Source organism: Pyruvatibacter sp. (assembly GCF_040219635.1).
In the GTDB taxonomy this organism is placed as follows: Bacteria; Pseudomonadota; Alphaproteobacteria; order CGMCC-115125; family CGMCC-115125; genus Pyruvatibacter.
On the sequence record NZ_JAVJSC010000003.1, the window covers coordinates 785317 to 810387 of the forward strand.

General features: G+C 59.2%; 20 protein-coding genes and 1 tRNA gene. 11 read left to right on the forward strand and 10 right to left on the reverse strand.

What is annotated here, in order from left to right; all coding sequences use genetic code 11:
• Nucleotides 1-880: 880 nt before the first annotated feature.
• A complete protein-coding gene (locus RIB87_RS07195; RefSeq protein ID WP_350145019.1) occupies nucleotides 881-3235 on the forward strand; it encodes an efflux RND transporter permease subunit in 2355 nt (784 codons plus the stop codon).
• Between the two features lie 148 nt (nucleotides 3236-3383).
• Complete coding sequence (locus RIB87_RS07200; protein WP_350145021.1) at nucleotides 3384-3848, forward strand: tellurite resistance TerB family protein; 465 nt, start codon at nucleotides 3384-3386, stop codon at nucleotides 3846-3848.
• A gap of 75 nt (nucleotides 3849-3923) precedes the next feature.
• Here RIB87_RS07200 and RIB87_RS07205 read toward each other — a convergent pair whose 3' ends face one another.
• Together RIB87_RS07205 and RIB87_RS07210 are read right to left on the reverse strand one after the other, a co-directional pair.
• Nucleotides 3924-4568, reverse strand: coding sequence for an HAD-IA family hydrolase (locus RIB87_RS07205; RefSeq protein WP_350145023.1), 645 nt, complete (start codon nucleotides 4566-4568; stop codon nucleotides 3924-3926).
• A 4-nt stretch (nucleotides 4569-4572) separates the two neighbouring features.
• Entirely contained in the window at nucleotides 4573-5883 is a 1311-nt protein-coding gene (locus RIB87_RS07210) for an adenosylmethionine--8-amino-7-oxononanoate transaminase (RefSeq protein WP_350145025.1), read from the reverse strand.
• 112 nt (nucleotides 5884-5995) lie between these two features.
• On the opposite strand from RIB87_RS07210, the gene bioF reads away from it, so the two are divergent.
• From bioF to RIB87_RS07225, 3 genes are all read left to right on the forward strand, one after another.
• On the forward strand, nucleotides 5996-7162 hold the full coding sequence (gene bioF, locus RIB87_RS07215; RefSeq protein ID WP_350145027.1) for an 8-amino-7-oxononanoate synthase: 1167 nt from the start codon (nucleotides 5996-5998) through the stop codon (nucleotides 7160-7162).
• Complete coding sequence (gene bioD / locus RIB87_RS07220) at nucleotides 7159-7836, forward strand: dethiobiotin synthase (RefSeq protein ID WP_350145029.1); 678 nt, start codon at nucleotides 7159-7161, stop codon at nucleotides 7834-7836. The genes bioF and bioD overlap by 4 nt, the downstream gene beginning before the upstream one ends.
• A 431-nt stretch (nucleotides 7837-8267) precedes the next feature.
• The gene (locus RIB87_RS07225) at nucleotides 8268-8498 is read left to right on the forward strand and encodes a helix-turn-helix domain-containing protein (protein WP_350145031.1); all 231 of its coding nucleotides are present in this window, start codon (nucleotides 8268-8270) and stop codon (nucleotides 8496-8498) included.
• A gap of 63 nt (nucleotides 8499-8561) precedes the next feature.
• Here the strand turns inward: RIB87_RS07225 and mtgA are convergent, their stop codons facing one another.
• The 3 genes from mtgA to RIB87_RS07240 all read right to left on the reverse strand — a co-directional run bounded on the left by mtgA (nucleotide 8562) and on the right by RIB87_RS07240 (nucleotide 11894).
• Nucleotides 8562-9212 carry a monofunctional biosynthetic peptidoglycan transglycosylase gene (gene mtgA / locus RIB87_RS07230; protein ID WP_350145033.1) on the reverse strand — a complete coding sequence of 217 codons (651 nt, stop codon included), beginning with the start codon at nucleotides 9210-9212 and terminating at the stop codon, nucleotides 8562-8564.
• 277 nt (nucleotides 9213-9489) lie between these two features.
• Nucleotides 9490-10974, reverse strand: a complete 1485-nt coding sequence (locus RIB87_RS07235; protein WP_350145035.1) for a helicase HerA-like C-terminal domain-containing protein — start codon at nucleotides 10972-10974, stop codon at nucleotides 9490-9492.
• Nucleotides 10975-11012: 38 nt separating this feature from the next.
• Nucleotides 11013-11894: an alpha/beta fold hydrolase gene (locus RIB87_RS07240; protein WP_350145037.1), complete on the reverse strand. Its 882-nt coding sequence runs from the start codon at nucleotides 11892-11894 to the stop codon at nucleotides 11013-11015.
• A 186-nt stretch (nucleotides 11895-12080) separates the two neighbouring features.
• On the opposite strand from RIB87_RS07240, the gene RIB87_RS07245 reads away from it, so the two are divergent.
• The 3 genes from RIB87_RS07245 to RIB87_RS07255 all read left to right on the forward strand — a co-directional run bounded on the left by RIB87_RS07245 (nucleotide 12081) and on the right by RIB87_RS07255 (nucleotide 14503).
• Nucleotides 12081-12887 carry an amidohydrolase family protein gene (locus RIB87_RS07245; RefSeq protein ID WP_350145039.1) on the forward strand — a complete coding sequence of 269 codons (807 nt, stop codon included), beginning with the start codon at nucleotides 12081-12083 and terminating at the stop codon, nucleotides 12885-12887.
• A gap of 373 nt (nucleotides 12888-13260) precedes the next feature.
• Nucleotides 13261-13644, forward strand: coding sequence for a Rossmann-like fold-containing protein (locus RIB87_RS07250; protein WP_350145602.1), 384 nt, complete (start codon nucleotides 13261-13263; stop codon nucleotides 13642-13644).
• A gap of 271 nt (nucleotides 13645-13915) precedes the next feature.
• Nucleotides 13916-14503: an alpha-ketoglutarate-dependent dioxygenase AlkB gene (locus tag RIB87_RS07255; protein WP_350145041.1), complete on the forward strand. Its 588-nt coding sequence runs from the start codon at nucleotides 13916-13918 to the stop codon at nucleotides 14501-14503.
• Nucleotides 14504-14635: 132 nt separating this feature from the next.
• On the opposite strand, the gene RIB87_RS07260 is transcribed toward RIB87_RS07255, so the two are convergent.
• Nucleotides 14636-14712 (reverse strand) — tRNA-Arg (locus RIB87_RS07260).
• Nucleotides 14713-15131: 419 nt separating this feature from the next.
• Here RIB87_RS07260 and RIB87_RS07265 point away from each other — a divergent pair.
• Together RIB87_RS07265 and RIB87_RS07270 are read left to right on the forward strand one after the other, a co-directional pair.
• Nucleotides 15132-16286, forward strand: a complete 1155-nt coding sequence (locus RIB87_RS07265) for a hypothetical protein (protein WP_350145043.1) — start codon at nucleotides 15132-15134, stop codon at nucleotides 16284-16286.
• Nucleotides 16287-16309: 23 nt separating this feature from the next.
• Nucleotides 16310-17875, forward strand: coding sequence for an SLC13 family permease (locus RIB87_RS07270; RefSeq protein ID WP_350145045.1), 1566 nt, complete (start codon nucleotides 16310-16312; stop codon nucleotides 17873-17875).
• On the opposite strand, the gene RIB87_RS07275 is transcribed toward RIB87_RS07270, so the two are convergent.
• Nucleotides 17872-18906: a P1 family peptidase gene (locus RIB87_RS07275; RefSeq protein WP_350145047.1), complete on the reverse strand. Its 1035-nt coding sequence runs from the start codon at nucleotides 18904-18906 to the stop codon at nucleotides 17872-17874. The two genes, RIB87_RS07270 and RIB87_RS07275, sit on opposite strands and share 4 nt — an antisense overlap.
• Before the next feature lie 200 nt (nucleotides 18907-19106).
• Between RIB87_RS07275 and ggt the strand changes: the two genes are divergently transcribed.
• Nucleotides 19107-20834 (forward strand): gamma-glutamyltransferase, encoded by a 1728-nt coding sequence (gene ggt, locus RIB87_RS07280; protein ID WP_350145049.1) that lies wholly within the window; start codon nucleotides 19107-19109, stop codon nucleotides 20832-20834.
• On the opposite strand, the gene glk is transcribed toward ggt, so the two are convergent.
• The 3 genes from glk to RIB87_RS07295 are packed head-to-tail and all read right to left on the reverse strand — an operon-like array spanning nucleotide 20831 to nucleotide 25044.
• A complete protein-coding gene (glk, locus tag RIB87_RS07285) occupies nucleotides 20831-21811 on the reverse strand; it encodes a glucokinase (RefSeq protein WP_350145051.1) in 981 nt (326 codons plus the stop codon). The two genes, ggt and glk, sit on opposite strands and share 4 nt — an antisense overlap.
• On the reverse strand, nucleotides 21812-23242 hold the full coding sequence (gene otsA, locus RIB87_RS07290) for an alpha,alpha-trehalose-phosphate synthase (UDP-forming) (RefSeq protein ID WP_350145053.1): 1431 nt from the start codon (nucleotides 23240-23242) through the stop codon (nucleotides 21812-21814).
• Nucleotides 23239-25044, reverse strand: a complete 1806-nt coding sequence (locus RIB87_RS07295) for a glycoside hydrolase family 15 protein (RefSeq protein ID WP_350145055.1) — start codon at nucleotides 25042-25044, stop codon at nucleotides 23239-23241. Before RIB87_RS07295 ends, otsA begins: the two co-directional genes overlap by 4 nt.
• Nucleotides 25045-25071: the final 27 nt, after the last annotated feature.

Below are 25071 nucleotides of genomic sequence, written 5' to 3' on the forward strand. Positions count from 1 at the left end.
AACGCTATGCCGCGTTGGCATGACCTGATGCATGTGCCCCCAGGGCTCATTTCGCCGCCGTTTTCGATAGTTTTCGAAGGAAAACCGGCAAAAAAGCGCGCAAATGACCGCCGAGCAGACAGTGCTGACAAAAAAGTAGGTGTGCCATGCCGTCTGGGCAAGTGAAAAGTGACGCAGGTGTCACTTTTCGTGGGCACGGGCATGGGCTGGGGCAGGGGCAGGGGCTGGGGCTTGGCTGACGACTGACATGATGCTGATGGGCATCCATCCGCCATTAACCATGTCACAAGCTTCACGGCGCATCGGGCAAGGTTATGACTGGTGCTGCTGTGGCAAATTTGCTCATGTTCTGACAAGGTTTTGATACCAAGATGCCGCGTGGCATGCTATCGGGAGCATTGGAATGCGGTTAAATAGTCACCGAAACGGGTGGCCGGTCGCAAACCAACCAGAGAAGAAGCCGATGTCAATTCGGCCGCTGATAACAAAAAGACGACAAACGAAGGTCCCGGTATTCATCCGGGCACGGAGGAAACCATTGGGGAGGGGTGCATTCGGGCTAGCGTCCGTATGCAGTTGATCACGCGGGGGGGCGTACACCTTGTAGGTTTGGGTGGTACGCCGAAGAACACGATCAGCAAGACTGCCCCTGACACTGGTATGATTAAATATCTGGTGCTTGGCAACGGGACTTTCCTGGTGTTTGGCATCGGACGGTACTGTTATGTGCGTTGGCGGTTTGTCGCCTGAGCTTAAAGGCGAGCTTCGCGAGCGCACTCAATTCAGAACCGACATAAAGTGATTGGGTTTGAGTACGCGCGGCAGCAATGGGGTGTTCTGCCTTTAAGCCCGCGCGGCGTGGAGCGAAACGGAACTTAAAATGATCAAAGTCCTGGAAAACATGTTGTTTGGCGCAAAGCCCATTATTTTGGGCCTGTTTGCGCTGATCACCATTTACTGCGCGTATTTTGCCTTCCAGCTTCGGATGGATGCAGGCTTTGAAAAGCAGCTTCCCACCGGCCATGAATACATCGAGACCTTCCAGGAATACCGCGACAGGCTGTTCGGCTCGAACCGTGTCATCATTGTGCTCGCCGAGCGTGAAGGCACGATCTGGAACGAAGACTTCTTCCGCACCTACAAGGACGTCACCGACGAACTGTTTTACCTGCCCGGCGTTGACCGCCGCACGGTGACATCGCTGTGGACGCCCAATACGCGCTATCTGGAAATCACTGAAGAAGGCATCAACGCCGACGACGTGATCCCCGGCACAGTGACCGTCAACAACATGACGCCCGAAGCGCTGGAGCGGATCGAGAACAACGTGGTCCGAGGCAACTTCCTTGGCCGCCTGGTGGCGGAGGATTCAACCGCCGCCATGGTGGTGGCCGAACTGCTGGAAATTGATCCGCAAACACAGGAACGGCTCGACTACTTCGACCTCGCCGACCAGCTTGAAGAGAAAATACGCGGCAAGTACGAAAACGAAGACTACACGGTCCACATCATCGGTTTTGCCAAGCTGATTGGTGATATCGCCGATGGGGCGCAAACCGTGGTGATCTTCTTCATCATCGCGTTCATTCTTACCGCCATATCCGTGCATCTGTATGCGCAGTCATGGTCCCTTACCTTCCTGGCGCTGTTCTGTTCGCTCACCTCGCTGATCTGGCAATTTGGTGTGCTGCATATTCTGGGCTTCGGGTTGGATCCATTGGCGATCCTTGTGCCCTTCCTGGTGTTCGCCATCGGGGTGTCCCATGGCGTGCAACAAATCAACCTCATAACCAAAGAGATTACCTCCGGGGCCAATGGGGACGAGGCGGCGCGGGCCAGCTTCCGCCTGCTGTTCATTCCCGGGTCCATGGCGCTTATCACTGACCTTGTGGGCTTTGGCACACTGATCCTGATACCGATCGGCATGATTCAGGAACTGGCGATTACGGCCTCCATTGGTGTGGCGCTCAAGATCATCACCAACCTGGTGATGCTGCCGCTGCTCGCCAGTTACTTCACCTTCGACGAGAAGTTTGTTGACCGTGCCAACAAGGCCCGCGATTTCCGTATCCGCGTGATGACCCATGTGGGCCGCCTCGCCGAGCCGCGTATTGCCGTGGTGGTTTTCTTCGGTACGATCGTTTTGTTCGGTGTTGCCTTCTGGCAGAGCATGGGCCGCCACGTGGGCGACCTGCACGCCGGTGCCCCTGAACTGCGTGAAGATGCGCGCTACAACCAGGACAGCCGGTTTGTGGTGGACAAGTTTGCGCTTGGCCTCAACCTGCTGACGGTCATCAACGAAACACCATCAGAAGCGTGTATCGATCACGATGTGATGCAGTACCTCGCCCGCTTCTCCTGGTACATGGAAAACGTGCCAGGCGTTGCAGCAGTGATTTCACTGCCAACAGCCGCCAAGGCATCGTCTGCGGGCTGGAACGAAGGCAACCTCAAATACCAGACCCTGCCGCGCAACAAGTTTGCCCTTGTGCAGGCTGTGGGGCCGGTGCCCACGTCGTCCGGCCTGCTTGACGTGGATTGCACCACGTTGCCATTGCAGATCTTCACTGATGACTCAAAGGCAACAACGGTTGAGGGCGTGATTGCCGGCGTGAAAACATGGCGCGAAGCCAACCCGCGCGATGACGTCACCATCCGCCTGGCCTCAGGCAATGTGGGTGTTATGGCGGCGGTGAACGAGGAAATTGAAACCTCCGAACTGCCGATGATGCTCTATGTGTATGCCACCATCATTTTGCTGGTGTATCTCACCTACCGCGATTGGCGGGCCACGATCTGCTGTTGTGTGCCGCTCACCGTGGCGACCTTCCTTGGCTACTGGTTCATGAAGGAACTGGAAATCGGCCTCAAGGTGGCGACGCTGCCGGTGATGGTGCTGGCTGTGGGTCTGGGCGTGGACTACGCGTTCTACATATACAACCGCCTGCAGTTCCACCTGGCTGAGGGCCTCAACATCACTGACAGCTTCAAGCAGTCAATGTTCGAGACCGGCATGGCCGTTGTGTTCACGGCGATCACGCTGGCCATCGGCGTCAGCACTTGGACCTTCTCACCGCTGAAGTTCCAGGCTGACATGGGCCTGCTGCTGACATTCATGTTCCTGGTCAACATGATTATGTCGATTACGGTTCTGCCTGCTATCGCTGTGGTGCTCGACATGGTGTTCCCACGCCGCGCACCCATCAAGGCGCCATCGGGCATTCTGGCTCACTAGGAGCCTGAGCAGACAAACAAACACCGGCGCGGGCAGCAATGCCCGCGCCACTTAAAACAATCGGGTTTGGAAGGGTCTTGCTCAATGAGCAGGGCTGCTACCAGCAGCGCCACACCACTCATGGCGCGCTCGCAAGGGGAAGCAAAATATGCTTGATCGAATTGTTGCCTTTCTTGAACGCCGTCCGGATGCAGACCAGTCCGGGTCCGACCCGTTTTCCGTCAAACAGGTTGCCGCGGCTGCCCTGATGGTGGAAGGCGCGCGTCTCGACAAGGACTTTGACGCCAGCGAACGAGCCGCGATGGAGCGTATCGTTGGCGAGCGGTTTGAGCTCAATGCTGACGATGCATCAACCCTCATCGACATTGCGTATGCGCGTCAGTCGGCCAACTATGACAATTGGCAGTTCGCAAACGCCGTCAAAAAGAACTTCAGCCCGGAAGAGCAAATCGACATCCTCTCCATGATGTGGGAAGTCGCTTATGCTGATGGCGAACTGCATCGCTTCGAGGTGCACCAGATCAAGAGCGTGGCAAGCCAGCTTGGCCTGAGCGACGCCGATCTCGAAAAAGCCCGCAAGGATGCACAGGCACGGCTGGGCATCACTGACTAGTCATGCGCCGCATCCATAAACGAAAAAGCCCCGGCAGGAATGCCGGGGCTTTTTTGTGTGCTCTGCCTGGACCCGTCAGCGCAACGCGAAGCCCACCAGCGCCTCAAGATCACTTATGGCCTGCTCGGCAGTTGTGACTTTGATGGCTTTCATGCCCACCTCATGCGCCGCCTTGCAGTTGATGCCCAGGTCATCAAGATAAATGGCATCCGCTGCCGACACACCCAGTGCCTCAAGCGCCATTTCATAAATCTGCGGGTGCGGCTTGCGCACGCCCGCCTTGCTGGATTCAATAATGTGCTCGAACTCGTCCATGATGGCCTGAACGGCTTGCGCCTTGCTGTGGCTGGTCGCCATGCCCGCGCCTTCGCCCGCCGCCACATTATTGGTGATGCACCCGACCCTGAGACCATGAGCCTTTACGGTCTTGAGGGCGTGCACCATTTCAGGGCGCACATCGCCTGACAGCAGCGCAATAATTTCACGTCCGCGCACCTCATGGCCCAGCGCACTTGCTTCCTGCGCAAACAGATCGTCAAACTCATCCATGGTTACGTCCGAGCGTTCAAACCTGGCCCAGGCATTGTCCAGATAGTTGGTTGAGTTGATCTTGCGGATCAGGTCCACCGGCAGCCCGCGCTCACGTTCAAAGCGTGCAAACGCTTCGAACGGGCTTGTTGTGAAAACGCCACCAAAATCCCAGATAACCGCCTTGACCATTTTCTTATGCCTCTTGTGTGTGCCGTGTGCCCCAGTCACGCACGACCCCTACCATGGCTGACGTTATCTGCATCAGCTCGGCAGGAGAAATGACCAGCGGTGGCGTTGTATAGACGATGTGACCGAACGGGCGGTTCCACACCCCGCGCGCAATGAACTCAGCCTTCATCCAGTCATGGTCCGTATGCGGATGAAGGTCAATAGCACCGATCGCCCCTTTAACGCGCACATCACGCACGCCCGGAAGCGCACGCGCTGGTTCAAGTTCGCGCCTGAGCTGTGCTTCAATCGCAGCAACGCGCGGGCCGGGCGGGTCATGCTCAAACAGGTCCAGCGCCGCGTTGGCGGCAGCGCACCCAAGCGCGTTGCCCATGTAGGTCGGGCCATGCATCAGCGCGGTATCGCCCTTGTCAGATAAAAAGGCATCGAACACATGTTGCCGCGCCAAAGTTGCCGCCAGCGGCAGCGTGCCACCTGTCAGCGCCTTTGAAAGTGTCATGATGTCCGGCACGACATTGGCCTGTTCGCAGGCAAACAGCGTGCCCGTGCGGCCAAAGCCCGTAAAAATCTCGTCCAGTATCAAGAGCACGCCGTGCCGGTCGCAGGCAGCGCGAATGAAGGCCAGTGTTTCGGGTGGGTGCATAATCATGCCACCTGCGCCCTGCACCAGCGGCTCCATTACGACAGCCGCAATGTCACCGCGCCGCGTTTCAAGCAACGCATCAAATGCCTGTTCACGGTCCGCTGTTGTGGGCAGGTCGGTAATGATCTGTTCTGCCAGAAGCCCCGCAAAAAGCGAGTGCATGCCTTCTTCGGGGTCACACACCGACATGGTGGCAAAAGTGTCGCCGTGATACCCGCCGGTAAACGACACAAACTGCGCACGGCCCTTCTCACCTTTGTTAATCCAGTACTGCACCGCCATCTTCATGGCGATTTCAACTGAGACCGATCCTGATTCAGAAAAAAACACCCGCGTCAGATCGCCCGGCGCAAGCGCTGCAAGCCGCGCGGCCAGTTTGTAGGCCTGTTCATGCGCCAGCCCGCCCAGCATCACATGCGGCATGGTCTCCAGTTGCCGGGCTACGGCATCGCGGATATGGGGATGGTTATAGCCATGAGCTGCGGTCCACCAGGAGGCCACTGCGTCCACCAGTTCGCGGCCGTCTTCAAGTATCAGCTTGCAGCCGTGGGTGCGGGCAATGGCAGCGGGCAGGGGCGTCGTCTGCATTTGCGTGTAGGGAAGCCAGATGTGCTCGTATCCATCGGTCAGCCAGTGCGGCGCAGCAGCGGGTGTTGGTCGCGTGTCAGCCATAAAAAGCGGGAAATCCTTGAGGCAAAGTGGGTGGCAGAGCATAGTGTCGCCTGCGCATCCTACAAGAGTTGCACAGACACAATCTTGAAAACCCGGAAACATAAGAGGGCGAATGCCCAGCCTTGATGATTTTGCCCGCAGCAAACTGACGAACCTTGAAGCGCGGGGCCAGCGCCGCGATCTTACCGTCACCCGGCGTGGCCTGGCGGGCGCAGCGCAGCGCGATGGCCACGAGGTCATTTCGTTTTGCTGCAACGATTACCTCAACCTGTCGCAGCACCCCGATGTCAAACAGGCTGCCATGCGCGCCGTGGAAACTGAGGGCGCAGGCACCGGTGCCTCGCGGCTGGTCACCGGCAATTCGCCGCTGTTTGTGCAGCTCGAGAACAAGCTGGCAGAACTTAAGGGCACGCAGGCTGCTTTGGTTTTCGGCTCCGGCTACATGGCAAATATGGGGATAATTCCCAGCCTTGTTAGCGCCGGTGATCTGGTGCTGGCTGACGAACTGAGCCATGCCTGCCTTGTATCCGGCTCGCGGCTTTCAGGGGCGCGGTTTCATACCTTCCGCCACAATGACATGGCGGACCTCGAAAGCCATCTCGTTCGTCTGCGCGCACAGGCCCGCAACGCGCTGATTGTAACCGATGGTGTGTTTTCGATGGACGGTGATCTCGCGCCGTTGCCTCAGTTGGCAGCTCTCGCACGCGCTCATGATGCCTGGCTGATGACGGACGACGCGCATGGTCTGGGCGTTGTGGGGGGCGGGCGCGGGTCATCCTTTGCATTTGGCGCTGACAAAATGGACGTACCCCTGCAAATGGGTACGCTATCGAAGGCTGTGGGCGGCTATGGCGGCTATCTGTGCGCCAGCCAGCCGGTGATTGACCTGCTCAAGAGCCGCGCCCGCACGCTGGTCTATTCGACAGGTTTGCCGCCGGCCAGCATTGCCGCCGCCAGCGCCGCGCTGACCATCATCGCGGGCAACAAGTCGCTGGTGGAAAAACCCGTTGCAAACGCTGCGCAGTTTTGTAGCGAAGCCGGGTTGCCCGTGCCTCAAAGTCCGATTGTGCCGGTGCTGATAGGCGATGAGCGTGCAGCCCTCCAAGCCTCACACATACTTTTCAACGAAGGTTTCCTTGTAACCGCCATCCGCCCGCCCACAGTGCCCGCAGGCACCGCGCGGTTAAGGCTTACCTTTATGGCAGAACACACAGCAGCCGACATTTCCCGGCTGGCAAAAATAATCCGTGAACAAATTATCCGCAGGCCCGCAGCATGACCGGCAAGACCTTGTTCATCACATCTTCCGGTACCGAAATCGGCAAGACGTATGTCACGGTCGGCCTCATCGGGGCGCTTCGCGCACGCGGCATTGGCGTCCGTGCCCTCAAACCCCTGATTACCGAATTCACCCCGCAAACTGCGCCCGGCAGCGACACGGCGCTCATTCTCAAGGCGTTGGACGAGCCCGTGAATGACGCCACCCTGGCCGCGTGCTCTCCGTGGCGATATGCAGCCGCCCTCGCCCCCGACATGGCCGCTGCCCGCGAAGGCAAAACCGTGCCGTATGATGATGTGGTCGCCTTCTGTGCGGCACAGCGGGCAGCTAACCCGAATGATGTGCTCATTGTAGAGGGCGCAGGGGGTGTGCTGGTGCCGGTGGACGACACTCACACCATGCGTGATTTGATGGTTGCCGTTTCAGCCACACCGATTGTTGTGGTCGGCAGCTATCTGGGAACCATCAGTCATACGCTCACCGCCGTAGAGGCGCTTGAACGTTCCGGCCTGCCGCCCATGGCGGTGGTGGTAAGTGAAAGCCCGGATGCCGGCATTCCGCTGGATGAGACGTGCGCGGCCATCAGGCGCTTTCTGGGCCCCGTGCCGCTGGTGCCGCTGCCACGCAACACCACGGCAGCATTTGCTGATCTGGCAGACCTGGTGCTGGCCTGAACGTCCGCGCCGAAAATCAGCCTTGAATGCAAAAAAGGCCGGGATCAATGAAGCTGATCCCGGCCTTTTGGTGTTTACGAGCTACTGCCCTAATGGTGTGGATGCAGTTTGTAAAACGCCATCCGGCGCAAAAAGGACTGCTCATCCTCTGGTGTATGACCGGCGATGACGCGGCGCTCCTGGCGCGGCTGCCGCCGGGGGGTGACCCCGAGCGAAAGCCAGTACATCATATTTCTAAGCATATGTTGGCCCTCTGATAAGTGGACGCCTCAAGTACGAGACCTGAAAGACGGACGTTTGTGAACGACAAGAAGTGTCATAAAACCGTAACGTACTACCTATATACGCACAGGGTGCGCAGAAGTCAACATAAAAGCGCACAAAGTGCGTAAATGCGTCTTTTGAGAGCGACAAGTCAGGAAGTAAAAACCATGAATGAAAAAGATTTCAAGAGTTGGCGTAAGTCTCTTGGCATGTCCCAGAAAGATGCTGCTAAAGCACTCGGCCTAAAGCCGCGCATCATTCAGTATTATGAAAAAGGAGAGCGTAATGGAGAGAAGGTAAAAGTACCCCGTTCCATTCGCCTGGCCTGCTACGCACTGTCACAAGGAGTTACAGACTATAACGGCCCAAAAGAAGGCGAAGAAGTTAACGACCGTTAATCGATACTTGCGTGTCATATTCCGCAGAAAAAAGAGGGAAAAATTTCAAAAAGGGACTGAAAATCAGGGTGTTACACAGTCCAGAAGAGGCCCTAACTGGTCAATTCTGTTGGCCACGACGCGCGCCTGACGGGTGACGTGTCCCGTAGAGGCCGTGGCGTGCAGGTCAATAGGATTTGGCAGAATAACCGCCAGCCGTGCAGCTTCCTGCCGGGTCAGGCTTTGTGCGGATACACCGAAGTGATGCCGGGCTGCCGCTTCAATGCCAAACACCCCCGGTCCCCATTCCGCAATGTTGAGATAGACCTCGAGTATCCGCTGCTTGGGCCATAGCGCCTCAATAAGAGTGGCGACATACAGTTCCAGCCCCTTGCGGATGTAGCTGCGCTGTGGCCACAGCATGAGGTTGCGCGCCGTCTGCATGGTAATGGTGCTGGCCCCGCCCCGTGCGCCGCCATCCAGTTCGGCCCCGGCCGCCCGCCAAAGCGCCGTCCAGTCAACCCCGCGATGGGCACAAAACCGATTGTCCTCCGATGCCAGCACCGCATACCGCACATTTGGGGCAATATCACGCAATGGCACCCAGTCGCGGCTGATCGCCTGGCCTTCCAGCAGCCTCAGCATCATGACTGACGTCACCGGCGGCGGCACGACCCGGTACAGCAAAATCAGCAGCACGGGCAGGGCAACGAACACCACCAGGAGCGCTGCCACGACCCACTCCAAGATCGACAGGTCACCATGCATCACCCGGCCGATGAAGCCGCGCCCGCGATGTCTGATGTCGTCTGAGCTGCGTGTCCGTCTGCGCGCCAACCGTGTGTCCGCCGATAGTCATGTTCAGGGAATGCCGCAGCATACCGCCTGAACACAAACAAAAAGAAACCGGGACCAGCATAACAGGCTGATCCCGGTTTGATTGTGGCAGACTTTTCAGGCGTCACCGGCGCCCGATCAGGCGGCTTTCATGTTCCTGAGAAAGCCCTCGATTTCAGCGCTTGAGTGACCCCAAAACACCGCGAATAAGTTCGCGCCCCAGCACCCGGCCCACCTGCCGAACCATTGATTTCACGAAGGCTTCAGTGGTGCTCTGGCGATTGGAGGCACGCGGACGCGCCCTGGCTTCAGCCTTCTCGCGGGCGATGCGTTCTTTCTCGGCTGTTGCGGCCTGTTCTTGCCTGGCTTTGGCCGCTTCAAGTTCGTCACGGCGCTTGCTCAAAATCTCGTAAGCAGATTCACGGTCAACCGCCGCGTCATACAGCCCGCCGACCGGGCTGCCTCCCATCGCCGCCTTGCGCTCGTCCGGCGTTGCCGGGCCGAGCCGCGAACGAGGGGGCCGAATAAGTGTACGTTCGACAATTCCGGGCACACCCTTTTCACCAAGTGTTGACGTCAGCGCCTCGCCTACGCCCAACTCCGTGATGACAGTCGCGGTATCGAGATTAGGGTTTGCCCGAAAAGTATCTGCTGCCACCCGCACGGCCTTCTGGTCGCGCGGCGTAAAGGCGCGCAACGCATGTTGAATGCGGTTACCAAGCTGGCCCAAAACCTCGTCGGGAATATCAAGCGGATTCTGCGTCACAAAATAGATGCCAACGCCCTTGGAGCGGATCAGCTTCACCACCTGGGCAATCCGGTCCAGCAGGTGTTTGGGCGCGTCATCAAACAGCAGATGCGCTTCGTCAAAAAAGAACACCAGCTTTGGCTTGTCCGGGTCGCCTACCTCTGGCAGTTCCTCAAACAGTTCCGACATCAGCCACAGCAAAAACGTCGCATAGAGCTGCGGCGCCTGAATGAGCTTGTCAGACGCCAGTATGTTGACCTGGCCGCGCCCGTCATAGGTGGTGCGCATCAAATCCTGCAGCTTGAGTGCGGGCTCGCCAAAAAACTTGTCGCCGCCTTGCGTTTCCAGCGTCAGCAGCCGCCGCTGAATGGCGCCAATAGAGGCCCCCGTCACATTGCCGTAGCGCGCTGAAATGTCTTTGGCATTGTCGGCCAGAAATACCAGCATCTCGCGCAGGTCTTTGAGGTCAAGCAGCAGCAGGCCTTCTTCGTCGGCGATTTTGAAGGCGATCGTCAGCACACCTTCCTGCGTGTCGTTGAGCCCTAGTTGCCGCGACAGCAAAATAGGCCCCATTTCCGAAATGGTGGTGCGTACCGGGTGGCCCTGTTCACCAAACACATCCCAGAACACAACCGGATACTGAGTGAACGAATAATCATCCAGCCCGATCGTGGCCGCGCGCTTCGACAAAAAGTCTTTGGCCACGCCCGCCTGACACAGCCCCGACAGATCGCCCTTCACATCTGCCATGAACACTGGCACGCCCGCTTCTGAAAAGCCCTCCGCCAGTATCTGCAACGACACTGTCTTGCCGGTGCCGGTCGCCCCGGCAATCAACCCATGCCTGTTGGCAAGTTTAAGCGACAAATGCTGGTCAATCGTGCCGCGCCCGATAAAAAGCTGTTCGGTCATGAGGTTTGCCTGTTTCAAGGTAATGCGTGTACGGAATACTAGTCGTCGAGAAAGGTACGCGCCAGCGTCAAAAACTCGTCCAGCCGGTCGTGATGAACCCAGTGCCCGGCCCCTTCCACATTCACAGCCTTCGCATTCCGAAACGCCTTGATGCGGCCGTCCTCCACCGGGTCAGATGCCCAGCTGTCAGTGCCGCGCACAAGCATTACCGGCGCGTCAATGCGGCCCCAAAGTTCGTTGCTTTCGTCCGAGTCCCACCGGTCCGGCGGGAACGCCCGCACATAGTTGTCAAACTTCCACGACCACGTGCCGTCTTCATTCTGGATCATGCCGTGCACAGTGAGGTGGCGGGAGCGATCTGGGCTCAGATGCGGGTTTTCCGTCTGCATCCGCTTCACAGCGTCTTCAAGCTCCGGGTATTTGCGCGGCGTGCGGCCGGACAGCCCGCGCATCTGGTCAATCCAGCCCGACAGGCGCTCATGGGCCGGTTTGCCCGTGCGCTCCGCAATCATCTTGGGCGGCGGTCCAAGCCCTTCGATGGCAATCAGCTTTTCAACGGTTTCAGGATAGATGCCCGCATATCGCAGCGAAATGGCGCCGCCAAACGAGTGCGCCAGAATCTTGAGCGGCGCGAGCTTCAACTGATGGATGAGTTGCGCAATGTCATACACATAGTCATTCACAAGGTAGGTGCCCCCCACCATCCACTGGCTATCACCATGCCCGCGCAGGTCCGGCGCAATGATGTGATACTCATCGCGCAGAGACTCAGCAACCCAATCCCAGTTGCGGCAATGATCCCGCCCGCCATGCACCAACAACAGCGGTGGCGCATCCGGGTTGCCCCAATCCACATAATGCAGCCGCAGCCGCTGCGAATAATACGTGCGCGAGGCAGGCCCGATTGTGTTGGGAGACATGTCTGCAAAATCCGGATTCTCAAGAGATGTGGCACTATAGCAGAAAGCGTCGCGATACCAGTAAGGGCCGGACAGCAATGAGTTACGCCTTTTTGAGAATCCGCTTTCTGCGCGCTAGTGTAGGTGGCAATGCCGATCCGGGGCCCGCACTGCACGGACAAACCCTCAGATGAGTGAGCGCAATACATGATCATCGATGCATGGGGTCAGCACCCCACCCTGCGCCACAGTCAGGATCCGGTGTTTGACAGCCTGCGCCGCTGGACCCGTACCGGGCCGCCAACTGAGCAATTGCCCGTCTCCGCCACGCTCGCACTAATGGATCAGGCGAATGTGGACATGATGCTCACAAGTGCCTGGATCGCGCCGCGCAACGTCATGATCTCCAACGACGAAGTGGCAGGATTTGTCGCCGAAGCGCCAAAGCGGCTTATGGGCGTCGGTTCGGTTGATATCTCCCGGCCTATGCAGGCAGTCCGCGAAGTACGCCACTGCGTCCGCGAACTTGGCTTCAAGGCCATCCGCGTGCTGCCCTGGCTGTGGGAAGTGCCGCCGACGGACCGGCGGTTCTATCCGGTCTATGCCGCCTGCGTTGAAGAGGGCGTACCCTTTTGCACCCAGATTGGCCACACCGGGCCATTGATGCCCTCGGAAGTCGGCAGGCCCATCTATTTGGATCAGGTGGCGCTTGATTTCCCCGAACTCGTCATCGTCGCCGGCCACATAGGTTATCCGTGGACGGACGAAGCGATTGCCGTTGCAACCAAACACGAGAATGTCTTCATCGATACCTCTGCCTACACCGCCAGGCGCTACCCGCCCCAACTGTTGGACTTCATGCGAGCCAATGGAGCCCGCAAGATTCTGTTTGGCACCAACTACCCCATGCTGACCCCGGCACAGGCCCTCAAAGACCTCGACACCCTCTCCCTGCCGCCTGAGGCCCGCTCAGCCTTTCTGGGACAAAACGCCCAACGCATTTTTGGCCTCTAGCAGCCTGCAAATGGTGCACGGTACAGCTGGAACATGCCCTCAGGCACCTATCCATAACGGTCAGGCGCAGGCATTCTCGGCGAGTGAAGAGTTAAAGTGGCGCGCACAAGCGAAAAAGTGCGAATGAGCTTTTCAACGCCTTGGCTGACTGGAATGAGCAGCTAGGTAGCTCAAAACCGGCGGATGCTTTGCCTCACAGCCGATGCGGCCGTCCTTATCCCCGGTTCTGAAGTTCATGAGAAAATTGCATTTTGCAAACCTCAAGGACATTCAAATGCATGACGCTCAATCCTGCTGGTATCTGGGGCCACCGACCCCGCACAGCACACTGCTTCGACTGAAAAAATCCAGCCCGAAGACTCTCGTCCGTAAGATGAGACTCGATGACGCCTATCGAAGATATCGATGTCTTCTCGAGGCGAAGAAGGCTTCATTTGATTTCTTACGGCAAGTGACTGCGGGAACCACTCTGTTAGTTGTTGAAGGAAATCTCAGTTTTGCTCTAAGTCTGGCGAAAGTGAGTTCACATCATGCACGCAACCTTTTCGCGACAACCTTCGAGCCGGCCACTGACTTATCGAACCTAACCAAATTTAACGTTTATCAACTGAGATCACTCGGCTCGTGCGTAGAACACAATGTTGACGCGACCAAATTGACCAAGTCCATTGGTCTGGTGCAGTTCCGGCACATCATTTTCAGTTTCCCAACGTCCACAGCAGGGATCCAATCCACGGCAGAAACCCAAACCATGTGATGATGCGCCGGTTCCTGAGGTGCGCCAAGAGCCACCTTTTGCCTGGCGGGATGGTGGTGACTTCTATTGTGGACAGCCCCTACTATCTTGGAGCGTTCAGCATGCCCGATGCTGCGGGCGCTGCGGGCTTTGGCGACGCGGAGGTCTACCCATTCCGTCCGAAGGATTTTGCAGGTTACGTCCATGTAAATACAGACGGCCCTGACAGTGCACTGGTGCAATACGACTCGTTCAGCACCTGGGTTTTCAGACCAAAGCAGCGAGACGTCTCATGAACAACGTTTTGACGAATGTCCCTTCTGAGTTGCCGCCCGGTGCTGTGATGATCCCCGATTTCGTGTCTTCAAGGCGCGAGTCGGAATTGTTGTGCTGGATTGATGATCAGCGCTGGCGAGATGATCTGCGGCGCCGGGTCCAGCATTATGGGTGGGCATATGATTATCGTGCCAGGCATGTTTCGACCGATGCTTATATCGGCCCACTACCAGCAGAACTGCGGGCAGAGTGTAATACGCTGTGCAGTACTGGCCTGTTTGACGAAGAGCCAAGCCAGATCATCGTGAATGACTATCAGCCCGGGCAGGGAATAACGCCGCACATTGATTGCGTGCCGTGTTTTGGACCGGTCATCGCGTCGCTTTCATTGGGGTCTCAATGCGAGATCGTTTTCACCAAGAAGGGCAACAGCGCAAAAGTCAGCTGGTTGCTCGAGCCTCGAAGCCTGCTGGTTCTTGCAGGAACCGCCCGCTTTGAATGGTTACACGGCATTCCTGCCCGCAAGTCAGACCCAGTTTCCGGAACGCGCAAACCTCGCAAACGACGCGTGTCGCTGACCTATAGAACCATGCAGTTTGAATAGCCGCCTTCGCGGTAGGGTGCTGTGATCCCCAGCGCGCATACCACTGCCGTAGCGTATTGCGGAAAAGTGGCGCGCCCGTTCGAACTGCGTTCGACTCACCTTTTAAAGAGAGGCGACTATTCCTGAAAGGAATGGCGCGCCGGGGAAGATTCGAACTCCCGACCCCCAGATTCGTAGTCTGGTGCTCTATCCAGCTGAGCTACCGGCGCAGGTTTCGCGGACATGGATGGGTTGCTTGGTGCAACAAGTGACAGCGTGCCGCCACTTTGCGGGGCGCAGGAAGGCCTCGACCGCGAAGGCGCGTAGCTCTAATGCAGGTTGGCGGGATGCGCAAGTGGCAAGGCGCGTCTTGGGCAAATTCATGGCTGCCGATTGCATTATTGGGGCGATCGGGGGCTGATCGCGTCCAAAAGCAGTGTCAGGAGCCCAAATTCACCATAAAACCCCGGCTTGTGAGCGGATTCTGCATTGGTTAGAGTGACTTCGGTTTCGCGCTGCACTATAGGAGCAGGGTGGAGCCAATGTCGGTATCAGTTATCAACCGGTCGCCAGGCAACTTTGTGTCTGGGCGCCAGTTTCAGGGGGGTGGACCCTCCCTGCATACAACAAAGGGTAATAAGAGCGCGTGATGACCACCCCCCATTTCTCAAAGACACCCCGCGCCCATTCTTTCAAACTCTCGTCGGCGGTCATGTTGACCGGTGCTGCGCTCCTGCTGAGCGGCTGTGCGGCGCTGGGTGGTTCGGATCTGTTCAGCGGGTCTGGCTCCGGCACCACATCCGCCTCCAACGCTGCAGGCACCACCGCCGTTGCAACGGACGTAGGTGTTTCAGCCCGCAGCTTTGAGACCCTGAGCGTCACCGATGGCCGCAATACCGGCACAACTGTGGGCGCGCGCGTTGAAACGCTGCGCAGCGAACTGCGCACCCTGCAGGACACGATGGTGACGCAGACCGGCCGCGTGAACACGCGCCGTGCGCAGGCCACCGCCAATTCCCGCGATTACCACACAACCCGCGGTGCCATTACCTCGCGCCTGCAGCGCGGCACCACGCCGGGCAACCCGGAGCTTGTGGCCCAGTGGAACCAGGCGCAGGCCCAGCTTGACGCCATCTCGTCCGACATCAACGCGATGTCCGGCCTTTCAACCGAAATTGCCACCAACGCGTCCACGGCCAACTATCTGCTGGAAGCAACCCAGGCCACGTTCTCCCTGTCCGGTGCCATCGAGGAAGACCACCGCCAGTTGCGCATCCTTCAGGATGAAACCCGCCAGACAACAGTGCTGATCGAGCGCCTGCTCACTGAGCTGCGGGACGACATCGCGCGCCAGACAACATACGTGGCGAATGAGCGCGCCAGCCTCACCACGCTGGCCAACGCCATCAAGGCGGGCGAACTTTTCGGCTCCGGGCTGACCGTTTCCAATATCGCACCGGCCGCGGCCACAGCGGGGGCAATGTCGGCTCCCGCTGCCGCAGGAACGCCGGCACTGGTCACTATCTCGTTTGACCGTCCCGACGTGCAGTATCAGCAGGCGCTGTACACAGCATTGAGCCGCGCCCTTGAAGTGCGCCCGGCGGCCCAGTTCGACGTTGTCGCAATCAGCCCGTCAGCGGGCAGTCCGGACCGCGTGCAGATTGCGCAGAGCCAGTCGCGCCGCAACGCTGAAACAGTGGTGCGCACCATGAACGAGATGGGCCTGCCTGCAGATCGCATCCGTCTGTCCGCCACCACCCGTGGCGATATTGCAGCCAATGAAGTGCGCATCTACGTTCGCTAAAACGTGAATGTAGCAGGTGGGGCATGTCTGACCGACCGGATACGCCGTCCAATACTCTCGACCATGAGGCCATGCAGGACGCCGCCGCCGAGGGGCGTCCGCAGCCCCATCACCGGCGTGCCGGTTTGTGGGGCGGCATTGCAGCTTTTGCAGTCATTGTTGTCGTAGGCCCCCCTGAAAACATAAGTGAGCCCGCATGGCTGACGCTTGCGGTCGCGGCGCTGATGGCGGTGTGGTGGGCAACCGAAGCCCTGCCGCTGGCGGCAACGGCGCTGGTGCCGCTGGTCGCGTTTCCATTGCTGGGCGTACATGATTTTCGCCCTACGGCCGCGTCCTACGCCCATCCGCTGATCTTCTTGTTCATGGGCGGGTTTCTGGTCGCGCAGGCCATGCAGCGGTGGGATCTGCATCGTCGTATCGCGCTTGCCATCGCCGTGCGCGCGGGGGCCGAGCCAAGCAGGCTGATTGCAGGCTTCATGGCTGCCACGGCGTTTTTGAGCATGTGGGTCTCCAACACCGCAACCACCATCATGATGCTGCCGATTGCAGCGTCAGTGGTGTCGGTAATCATTCTCAACAGCCCGCACGCCTCGCATACCGACACACAGCGGTTCGGCCTCGCCACCATGCTGGCCATTGCCTACTCCGCCAGCGTTGGCGGGCTGGCGACACTGGTTGGCACGCCGCCAAATGCCCTGTTTGCTGCTTTCTTCGCGCAGCAATATGGCATCGAGATTTCGTTCGTCGGCTGGATGATTGTGGCCATGCCGCTGGTCATCATCATGCTGCCGCTGATCTGGTTGCTGCTGACCAAAGTCGTTTATCGGTTCGACCTTGCCCACACCGCCGACGAAGCCGCCCAAGGCCATCAGGTGGTGCAGGACCAACTCGCCGCCATGGGAAAAATGTCGTCAGCTGAAAAGCGGGTGGCAGTGGTTTTTGCGTGCATGGCCGGTCTATGGCTTGTGCGTCCGCTGCTTGATGATCTGCCTTTGCTCGGGGGCCTGTCAGACAGCGGTATTGCAGTGGCTGGTGCGCTGGCCCTGTTCCTGATCCCCGCAGGCAAGGTTCACCGTGACAGTGCGCCATTGGAAGACGGCACACGCCTGCTCGACTGGGAGCACGCCCGGCGGATTTCGTGGGACGTGTTGATTTTGTTTGGCGGTGGACTGGCGCTGGCTGGCGCATTTTCGCACACAGGCCTTGCGGCCGCCCTGGGTAACGGGCTGAGCGGCCTTGCATGGTTGCCTTTGATCGTCTTCGTCCTCGCCATAGCCGCAATGGTGATTTTCCTCACCGAACTCACCAGCAATACGGCAACTGTCGCAGCCCTGCTTCCGGTCATTGCCGCCATTGCGGAAGCAACCGGCCATGCCCCCATGGTGTTGGCGGTAGCGGCGGTGCTGGCTGCGTCCTGTGCTTTCATGTTGCCGGTGGCCACACCGCCAAACGCCATTGTGTTTGCCTCAGGCTACGTCACGGTGCCGCAAATGATGCGCGCAGGGTTTGCCCTTAACATCATCGGCATCGTACTGATCGCGCTGCTGGCGACATTCCTTGCACCGGTCGTTTTTGGTGCGGGCGGTTAAACCCCGAATACATCCCGGTAAGCCTGCGCCTCGCCCAGCGTGCGCGCTTCATACACACCGCGCGCCACAGCGCGCGCCAGTGTGTCGGCTGCAAGCGCCCCCAGCATGGCAACCATGGCCGGACGTCCCGGTTCATCGGGCAGGGCGCGGGTGCCGGTGGAAAGCGCGAACACAATGTCACCATCAAAAGGCGTATGAACGGGCCGTACGGCGCGGGCATAGCCATCCTGCGCCATCATCGCAATGCGCCGCGTTTCAGCGGGCGTCAGCGCTGCATCCGTCGCCACAACGCCGATGGTCGTGTTCATGCCGGGCGACGCGCCCAGCTTGCTGTCCGTATAAGGATCATCGGGGAGCGGATCCGGTGTGCCATGCCGGCTCTGCCCGCCAAGTTCGTTTGCTTTTTCAAAAGGCGCTGCCCAGAACCGCGCACTGCCCGGCATCACCGTTGAGCCAAATGGGTTGCTGGCCGCGAGCGCACCCACAGTAAATCCCGCCGGTGCAGCAACAGAAGCACTGCCGATGCCGCCTTTCAGTGCGCCCGCCCGCGCCCCAAGCCCCGCACCGGCGTTGCCAAGCGCAAAGGCCGTGCCCGCATTCTGCAAGGCCTGTATGCCCAGCGTGCGATAGGGCGGTGTCTCACCCCAGTCCTTGTCGCCGCCATTTGTCAGATCAAACAGAATAGCCTGGGGTACAATCGGCGCGACCAGATGCGTCGAGTTGAAGGTAAAGCCGCGCCCGCGCGCGCCAAGCCATGCCGCAACCCCTGACGCCGCCTCAAGCCCATAGACGGACCCGCCGGACAAGACCACCGCGTCCACCGCGTCCACCAGACACTCAGCCGACAGCAGGTCCGTTTCGCGCGTGCCCGGCCCGCCGCCACGCACATCAACAGCCGCGATCGCCCGACCCGTGGGTACCACCACCGTGACACCGGATCGCGCGCCGGTGTCTTCCGCCTGCCCGACATGAATGCCTTCGACATCTGTAATCAGGTTCAATGGACCGGGAGAAAATATCTGCGTGCTCATGAGGTCTCGCTGACGGGAAATATGCGGTTAAGGCCCGCGATAATACGCGGTCAGTATGCGCGCAAAGTGTAGTGCTGAGCAAAGCGCGCCCGCGAAATCCCGGATCTGTGCATATTGATGCTGGCATAGTCGTCGGTCGCCCCGCTATTGTGCGACCCCGCCTGTTCCCTGCCTTGCGCGCACACACCCGAAAGCAGAAAATGGCCCGCCTGAAACTTTTCCTTACCTTGCTTGGTTCATTGCTGGGCTTTGCCGCAATCGGTGTCTTGCTGACTGCGGCTTTGACGCCGCGCCCGGTTCACATGGTCAGCGCAGCACACCCGTTGGCCAGTGCTGCGGGTCTTGAAATGCTTGAGGCGGGCGGCTCTGCGGTTGATGCAGCCATAGCCGTGCAGCTTGTGCTGACGCTGGTGGAGCCGCAATCAAGCGGCATCGGCGGCGGCGCGTTTTTAGTCTATTGGAATGACGACACCAAGAAAGTTGAAACATGGGACGGGCGGGAAACCGCGCCGGCCAGTGTAACGCCGAGCCATTTTCTCAAAGCCGACGGCACCCCCATGGGCTTCATAGAAGCCGTGGTCGGTGGCCACGCCGTTGGTGTGCCGGGTGTTGTGGCAATGCTGGCGGAAGCCCACGCCGAACATGGGCGGCTTGCCTGGCCAGATCTGTTCGCCCCGGCAATCCGGCTGGCAGAAGGCGGCTTTGAAGTCACACCCCGCCTCAATAAACTCATCAACTGGTCTCCCGCGCTGCCCCGTATGCCGGGCACCAGCAGCTATTTTTTTACACCGCCCGAAACAGCAGATGGCGCGCCCGTCCCGCTGCAGGTCGGAACCGTGCTGCGCAACCCCGACTATGCGCAGACGCTGCGCATTCTGGCGGAGCAAGGCCCGCGCGCATTTTATGAAGGCCCCATTGCCGACCAGATCTTGGACGCCGTCAACAACGCGCCGGTCAGCCCCGGCATCATGACGGCCGACGACATGGCGTCGTACACACCGACAAAGCGCGAGCCCGTCTGCGCGCCCTACCGCATCTACACCGTCTGTGGCGCGCCGCCGCCCACATCAGGCGGCACAACGGTGCTGCAGATACTGGGCCTGCTTGAAAGCTTCTATATGGCCGGTGCGCCGCACCAGTCGGCGGGGGCCATCCATCTGATTTCCGAAGCCAGCAGGCTGGCGTATGCGGACCGTGATCTGTTCCTGGCCGACCCTGACTTTGTGGACGTGCCGCTGGAAGGCATGATCGACCGTGCGTATCTGCGCCTGCGCAGCCGGTTAATTCATCCCGATGAAACGACCAGCGCCGAGCCACTGAAAGCAGGCCGTCCTGCAGGCGCGGATGCATCTTTGGCCCCGACGGCACCAAAGCCGGCGCACTCAACATCGCATTTTTCAATCCGCGACCGCTGGGGCCATGCCGTATCGATGACTACGTCCATCGAGGCGCCTTTTGGCAGCCACCTGATGGTTGGCGGGTTCTTGCTGAATAATCAGCTTACGGATTTTTCGTTTGTGCCTGAGAAAGACGGCAGGCTGATCGCCAACAGGCCCGAACCCGGCAAGCGCCCGCGCTCCTCAATGTCACCCATGGTTGTGCTTGATGAAAACGGAGAGCTATACGCGCTGGTGGGGTCGCCGGGCGGCAGTCGCATCATTGCCTTCGTCGCACAAACGCTGATCGGCATTCTCGATTGGAACATGACGATGCAGGAGGCAATCAATATGCCCCGTCACGTTCACCGCAACACTGTGCTGGAGCTGGAAGAAAATACACCGCTTGCAACGCTGGCGGCGGGCTTGCGTGCGCGCGGCCATACGGTAGAGGTCAAGGAAATCACCAGCGGCCTGCACGGCATTCGCATTGTGGGCGGTAAGCTGGAAGGCGGAGCTGACCCGCGCCGTGAAGGCGTCGTTCTCGACTAGGCGCGCACCAGTGACGCAAGCCCGGTCAGCGCCACATCCTTGGCCGTAATCAAAAGGATCGGGATGTCCGCAAGGTAGCTCTTGAACCGTCCCTTTGCTTCAAACCTGTGCCGCAGCAACCGTTCATCAAGCAAGGATCCCCAGCGCGGCAGAATACCGCCTGCGAGAAAGACGCCCCCGCGCGCACCAAGCGTCAGCGCCAGGTCACCCGCGACCGCGCCAAGCTGCCCGGTGAAAACCTCAATGGTCTCCCGTGCCAGGGGCGATGTCCCATCCCCGGCCATGCGTGCGATGTCGGCCGCCGTTGGCCTGCCGATTTCGGCCGACCCGGTGAGCGCGCCAAGGGCTCCATAAAGCTCCTCAAGCCCCGGCCCGCACAAAATACGCTCCGCCGACACATGGCCGTGGGTCTGCATCAACTGAAACAAAACCGAGATTTCGCGCTCGTTGCCCGGAGCCAGCGACACATGCCCGCCTTCCCCCGACAGCGGCACATACCGGCCCGTGCCGGTGGGTATTAATGCGGATACGCCAAGGCCTGTTCCAGGTCCAAGTACCGCCATCGGCGCGCCGCGTGCTGCCGTGCCGCCGCCAATCTGCGTGTAGTCATCACTGGTCAGATGCGGCAACGACAGGGCAACGGCGGTAAAGTCATTGACCAGCATGGGTTCTGCAACACCTGTTGCATCCGTAATCGTCGCGGTATCCACAACCCATGGGCAGTTGGTCATGGCGATGGACGCCATACCTGCCTCGCCCTCAACCGGCCCCGCCGCGCACAGTGCCGCGCCGCCAAGTTCGGTTACGCCCTTTTGATCCAAAAACGCTTTCAATGCGTCCTGCAGGGTGGGGTAGAGCGCCGTCATCAAAACCACCGGCTCATCCGCGCGCACAGCGCGAGGCTGCACGAGCGAAAAGCGCGCATGGGTGCCGCCAATATCAGCCACCAGCGCAGGCAGGTCATCGCGCCGCGTCATTCAGGCAACATTGCCGTTACGGTCCGGGCGGTCCGCATGAATGCTGCCGCCGGTAATGCCCGCATTTTCGACGCTGCCCAGCGCAGCAATGAATGTGGTGCGCCAGTGGTCGATGTCTTCTTCGGAAATATTCTTCAACAGCGCCTGATGCCGTTGCCGACGCTCGTCAAGTGGCATGTCCAGTGCCTGCGCCAGGGCATCAGCCATGCCCTGCACATCATAAGGGTTGACGATTACCGCGTCAGTCAGCTGCTTGGCGGCGCCCGCAAAGCGCGACAGAACCAGCACGCCGGGGTCATCCGCATCCTGTGCGGCCACATATTCCTTGGCAACAAGGTTCATGCCGTCGCGCAGCGGTGTCACCAGCCCCACATGGCTGGCGCGATACAGCCCCGCCAGCGCCTGGCGCGCAAATGAGCGGTTGAGGTAGCGGATCGGCGTCCAGTTGAACTCGGCAAAGCGCCCGTTTACATGCCCGGCCATACCTTCAAGATCGGCGCGCAGGTCCTGATACTCAGTCACCTCCGAGCGTGATGGCGGTGCCACCTGCAACAGACTGACCTCACCGCGTTTTTCAGGATAGTCCTCAAGCAACCGTTCAAACGCATTGAAGCGTTCCGGCAGGCCCTTGGTATAGTCCAGCCGGTCCACCCCGATGATCTGCTTGCGACCGCGCAGCATGTCGCGCATCGAGGTGAACTGTTTCTGGCCTTCGTCTGATGTTGCAAACTCCTTGAAGGTTGCAGCATCAATGCCGATGGGGAAGTGCCGCGCCGTCACCGTGCGGCCAAAGCACCGCGCCTTGTCGCCCAGCACGCTGCCGCCCACTTCCATGCGTACATAATCAAAAAACCGGTCGCGGTCATGTTCGGTCTGGAAGCCCAGTATGTCGAAAGCAAACAGCGCCTTCACCAGTTGCTCGTGGTGGGGAAGCGTCGTCAGCAATTCGCGCGGCGGAAACGGGATGTGCAAAAAATGCCCGATCGGGCGTGTGCAGCCCAGCTTGCGGAGTTCTTCGGCGAACAGCAAAAAATGATAGTCATGCACCCAGATCAGATCATCCTGCTGCAACAGCGGCATCAGTGTTTTTGCAAAGCTCGCATTGACGCGCTCATAGCCTTCAAAGTTCTGCCGGTCATATTGCACAAGGCCGGTACGGAAGTGAAACAGCGGCCACAGTGAACTGTTTGCAAACCCGTTGTAGTAGTCTTCATAATCATCCGCAGACAGATCAACGGTTGCGAGCGTCAATGGTCCTGCTGATTCAAGTTTCAGTCGTGTGTCCGGTTCAGGCGTCACCTCGCCAGTCCAGCCAAACCAAACCCCGCCGGATGTCTTGAGCGCTTCAACCAGCGCAATGGCTAGGCCGCCAGCCCGCTTTGCGTCGTCGATTGGCCCCACACGATTGGACACAACAACAAGCCGGCTCATACCGCTTCCTCCCAGTTGCGTGACAGGCGCATGGCAGCGTTGATGATGCCCACCAGCGAATAGGTTTGCGGGTAATTGCCCCACAGCTCGCCGGTTTTCACCTCGGTATCTTCGGACAGCAGACCAAGCGCATTGCGCGCGCTCAGCATCTCTTCAAAAATCTCCCGTGCTTCGTCCGTGCGCCCCACGCGCGCCAACGCATCAATGTACCAGAAGGTGCAGATGTTGAAGGCTGTCTCCGGTTCGCCAAAGTCGTCGGCTTCCGCATAACGGTACATGTGCTTGCCGCGCCGCAGCGTTTTCTCGATGGAATCCAGCGTCTTCAAAAACCGGTCATCGTCCGGCTTGAGAAAGCCCACTTCCGCCATCAGCAGCAGGCCGGCTTCCACGCCTTTTCCACCAAAGCTTTCAGCAAACGCACCTTTGCCGCCATTCATCTCAGGGTTCCATGCCTTTGTTGTAATGGTGTGGTGGATCGTGTCCGCCCGCTCCTGCCAGTATGCGGCGCGATCTGTGAAGCCCATGTGACGCGCAATTTTTGCCAGCCGGTCACACGCCGCCCAGCACATGAGGCTGGACGATGTATGAACCCGTGCGCGGGTGCGAAGTTCCCACATGCCCGCGTCAGGCTCGTCGTGATTTTTGAAAGCCAGCTCGCCCATATGCTCAAGCCGCTGGAAGTTTTCAGCCGTGCCCGGTTTGAACAGCCGCTCATCCAGAAACGACTGCGCCGCCGCCAGCACAACATTGCCATATACGTCGTGTTGAAAATGTTCGTAGGCCTGATTGCCTACGCGCACCGGCCCCATGCCGCGATAGCCCGACAACGATGTGATTTCACGCTCCACAAGGTGCGCTTCGCGGCTGATGCCCCACACCGGCTGCAAATGCGCGTTCGCCTCGCCTACAATGTTGTGCAGGTAACGCAGATAATTCTCCATCGTCTCCACTTCGGAGAGTGAGTTGAGCGCGCGAACCACAAAAAACGCGTCGCGCAACCAGCAATAGCGATAATCCCAGTTGCGCTGGGTGCCGGCTGCTTCCGGCACAGATGTGGTCATTGCAGCAATAATTGCCCCGGTCTCTTCATAGGTGCACATCTTGAGCGTAATCGCCGCGCGGATAACCGCCTCCTGCCACTCAAGTGGCAGCGCCAGCCGCCGCACCCAGGTGCGCCAGTAGTCTGCTGTGCGTTCCTCAAAGATATTGGCAGTCTCGCGCAGGCTACCGGCCAGCGGCTCGTCAGGCCCCAGCATCATGTCCACCGGTTCTTCCAGCAGAAACGGAACTTCATCCATCACGTAGGGCAGCGGGGCGTTGGTGTTGAGGCGCAACGTCTGGGCGGTGTGGAAATAGCGGATATGGTTGGACCCATAACTCACATCCGGCTGGCGTGCCCCCCAGTTAAAGCGAGGCCGCAGGCGGATGGTAATGCGTGGCGTGCCCGCGATGGGGCGCAGACGGCGCATGATGGCGACGGGCCGGAACATGCGCCCCAGATTCATGTAGCGCGGGGCAAAGTCAGTTATCTCAACCGCATTGCCGTCGTCGTCAAACAGCCGGGTCTTGAGAATGGCGGTGTTGCGTTCGTAGTGCTGTTCCGAGCGTGTAAAGCCCGCAAGCAACACATCCCAGAAGCCGATCTCGCCTTCTTCAACGGCATTGTCGCCGCCATTCAGAAGGTCGCAGAACACCGGGTCACCGTCAAAGCGCGGCAGGCAAGACCAGACCACACGTCCGCGCGGGTCTATGAGTGCGCCATAGCTGCTGTTGCCGATAACGCCGAGATCAAGTGTGGACATGGAGACGCTTGCAACCATTTAGAAAGG

Bases quoted from the DNA above. Each gene is read 5' to 3' on its own strand.
- otsA (WP_350145053.1), bottom strand. From the start codon at position 23,242: ATGAGCCGGCTTGTTGTTGTGTCCAATCGTGTGGGGCCAATCGACGAC.
- RIB87_RS07225 (WP_350145031.1), top strand. From the start codon at position 8,268: ATGAATGAAAAAGATTTCAAGAGTTGGCGTAAGTCTCTTGGCATGTCC.
- RIB87_RS07195 (WP_350145019.1), top strand. From the start codon at position 881: ATGATCAAAGTCCTGGAAAACATGTTGTTTGGCGCAAAGCCCATTATT.
- RIB87_RS07240 (WP_350145037.1), bottom strand. From the start codon at position 11,894: ATGTCTCCCAACACAATCGGGCCTGCCTCGCGCACGTATTATTCGCAG.
- glk (WP_350145051.1), bottom strand. From the start codon at position 21,811: ATGACGCGGCGCGATGACCTGCCTGCGCTGGTGGCTGATATTGGCGGC.
- RIB87_RS07275 (WP_350145047.1), bottom strand. From the start codon at position 18,906: ATGAGCACGCAGATATTTTCTCCCGGTCCATTGAACCTGATTACAGAT.
- RIB87_RS07265 (WP_350145043.1), top strand. From the start codon at position 15,132: ATGACCACCCCCCATTTCTCAAAGACACCCCGCGCCCATTCTTTCAAA.
- RIB87_RS07270 (WP_350145045.1), top strand. From the start codon at position 16,310: ATGTCTGACCGACCGGATACGCCGTCCAATACTCTCGACCATGAGGCC.
- RIB87_RS07255 (WP_350145041.1), top strand. From the start codon at position 13,916: ATGAACAACGTTTTGACGAATGTCCCTTCTGAGTTGCCGCCCGGTGCT.
- RIB87_RS07245 (WP_350145039.1), top strand. From the start codon at position 12,081: ATGATCATCGATGCATGGGGTCAGCACCCCACCCTGCGCCACAGTCAG.
- RIB87_RS07200 (WP_350145021.1), top strand. From the start codon at position 3,384: ATGCTTGATCGAATTGTTGCCTTTCTTGAACGCCGTCCGGATGCAGAC.
- bioD (WP_350145029.1), top strand. From the start codon at position 7,159: ATGACCGGCAAGACCTTGTTCATCACATCTTCCGGTACCGAAATCGGC.
- RIB87_RS07235 (WP_350145035.1), bottom strand. From the start codon at position 10,974: ATGACCGAACAGCTTTTTATCGGGCGCGGCACGATTGACCAGCATTTG.
- RIB87_RS07205 (WP_350145023.1), bottom strand. From the start codon at position 4,568: ATGGTCAAGGCGGTTATCTGGGATTTTGGTGGCGTTTTCACAACAAGC.
- bioF (WP_350145027.1), top strand. From the start codon at position 5,996: ATGCCCAGCCTTGATGATTTTGCCCGCAGCAAACTGACGAACCTTGAA.
- ggt (WP_350145049.1), top strand. From the start codon at position 19,107: ATGGCCCGCCTGAAACTTTTCCTTACCTTGCTTGGTTCATTGCTGGGC.
- RIB87_RS07210 (WP_350145025.1), bottom strand. From the start codon at position 5,883: ATGGCTGACACGCGACCAACACCCGCTGCTGCGCCGCACTGGCTGACC.
- RIB87_RS07250 (WP_350145602.1), top strand. From the start codon at position 13,261: ATGAGACTCGATGACGCCTATCGAAGATATCGATGTCTTCTCGAGGCG.
- RIB87_RS07295 (WP_350145055.1), bottom strand. From the start codon at position 25,044: ATGTCCACACTTGATCTCGGCGTTATCGGCAACAGCAGCTATGGCGCA.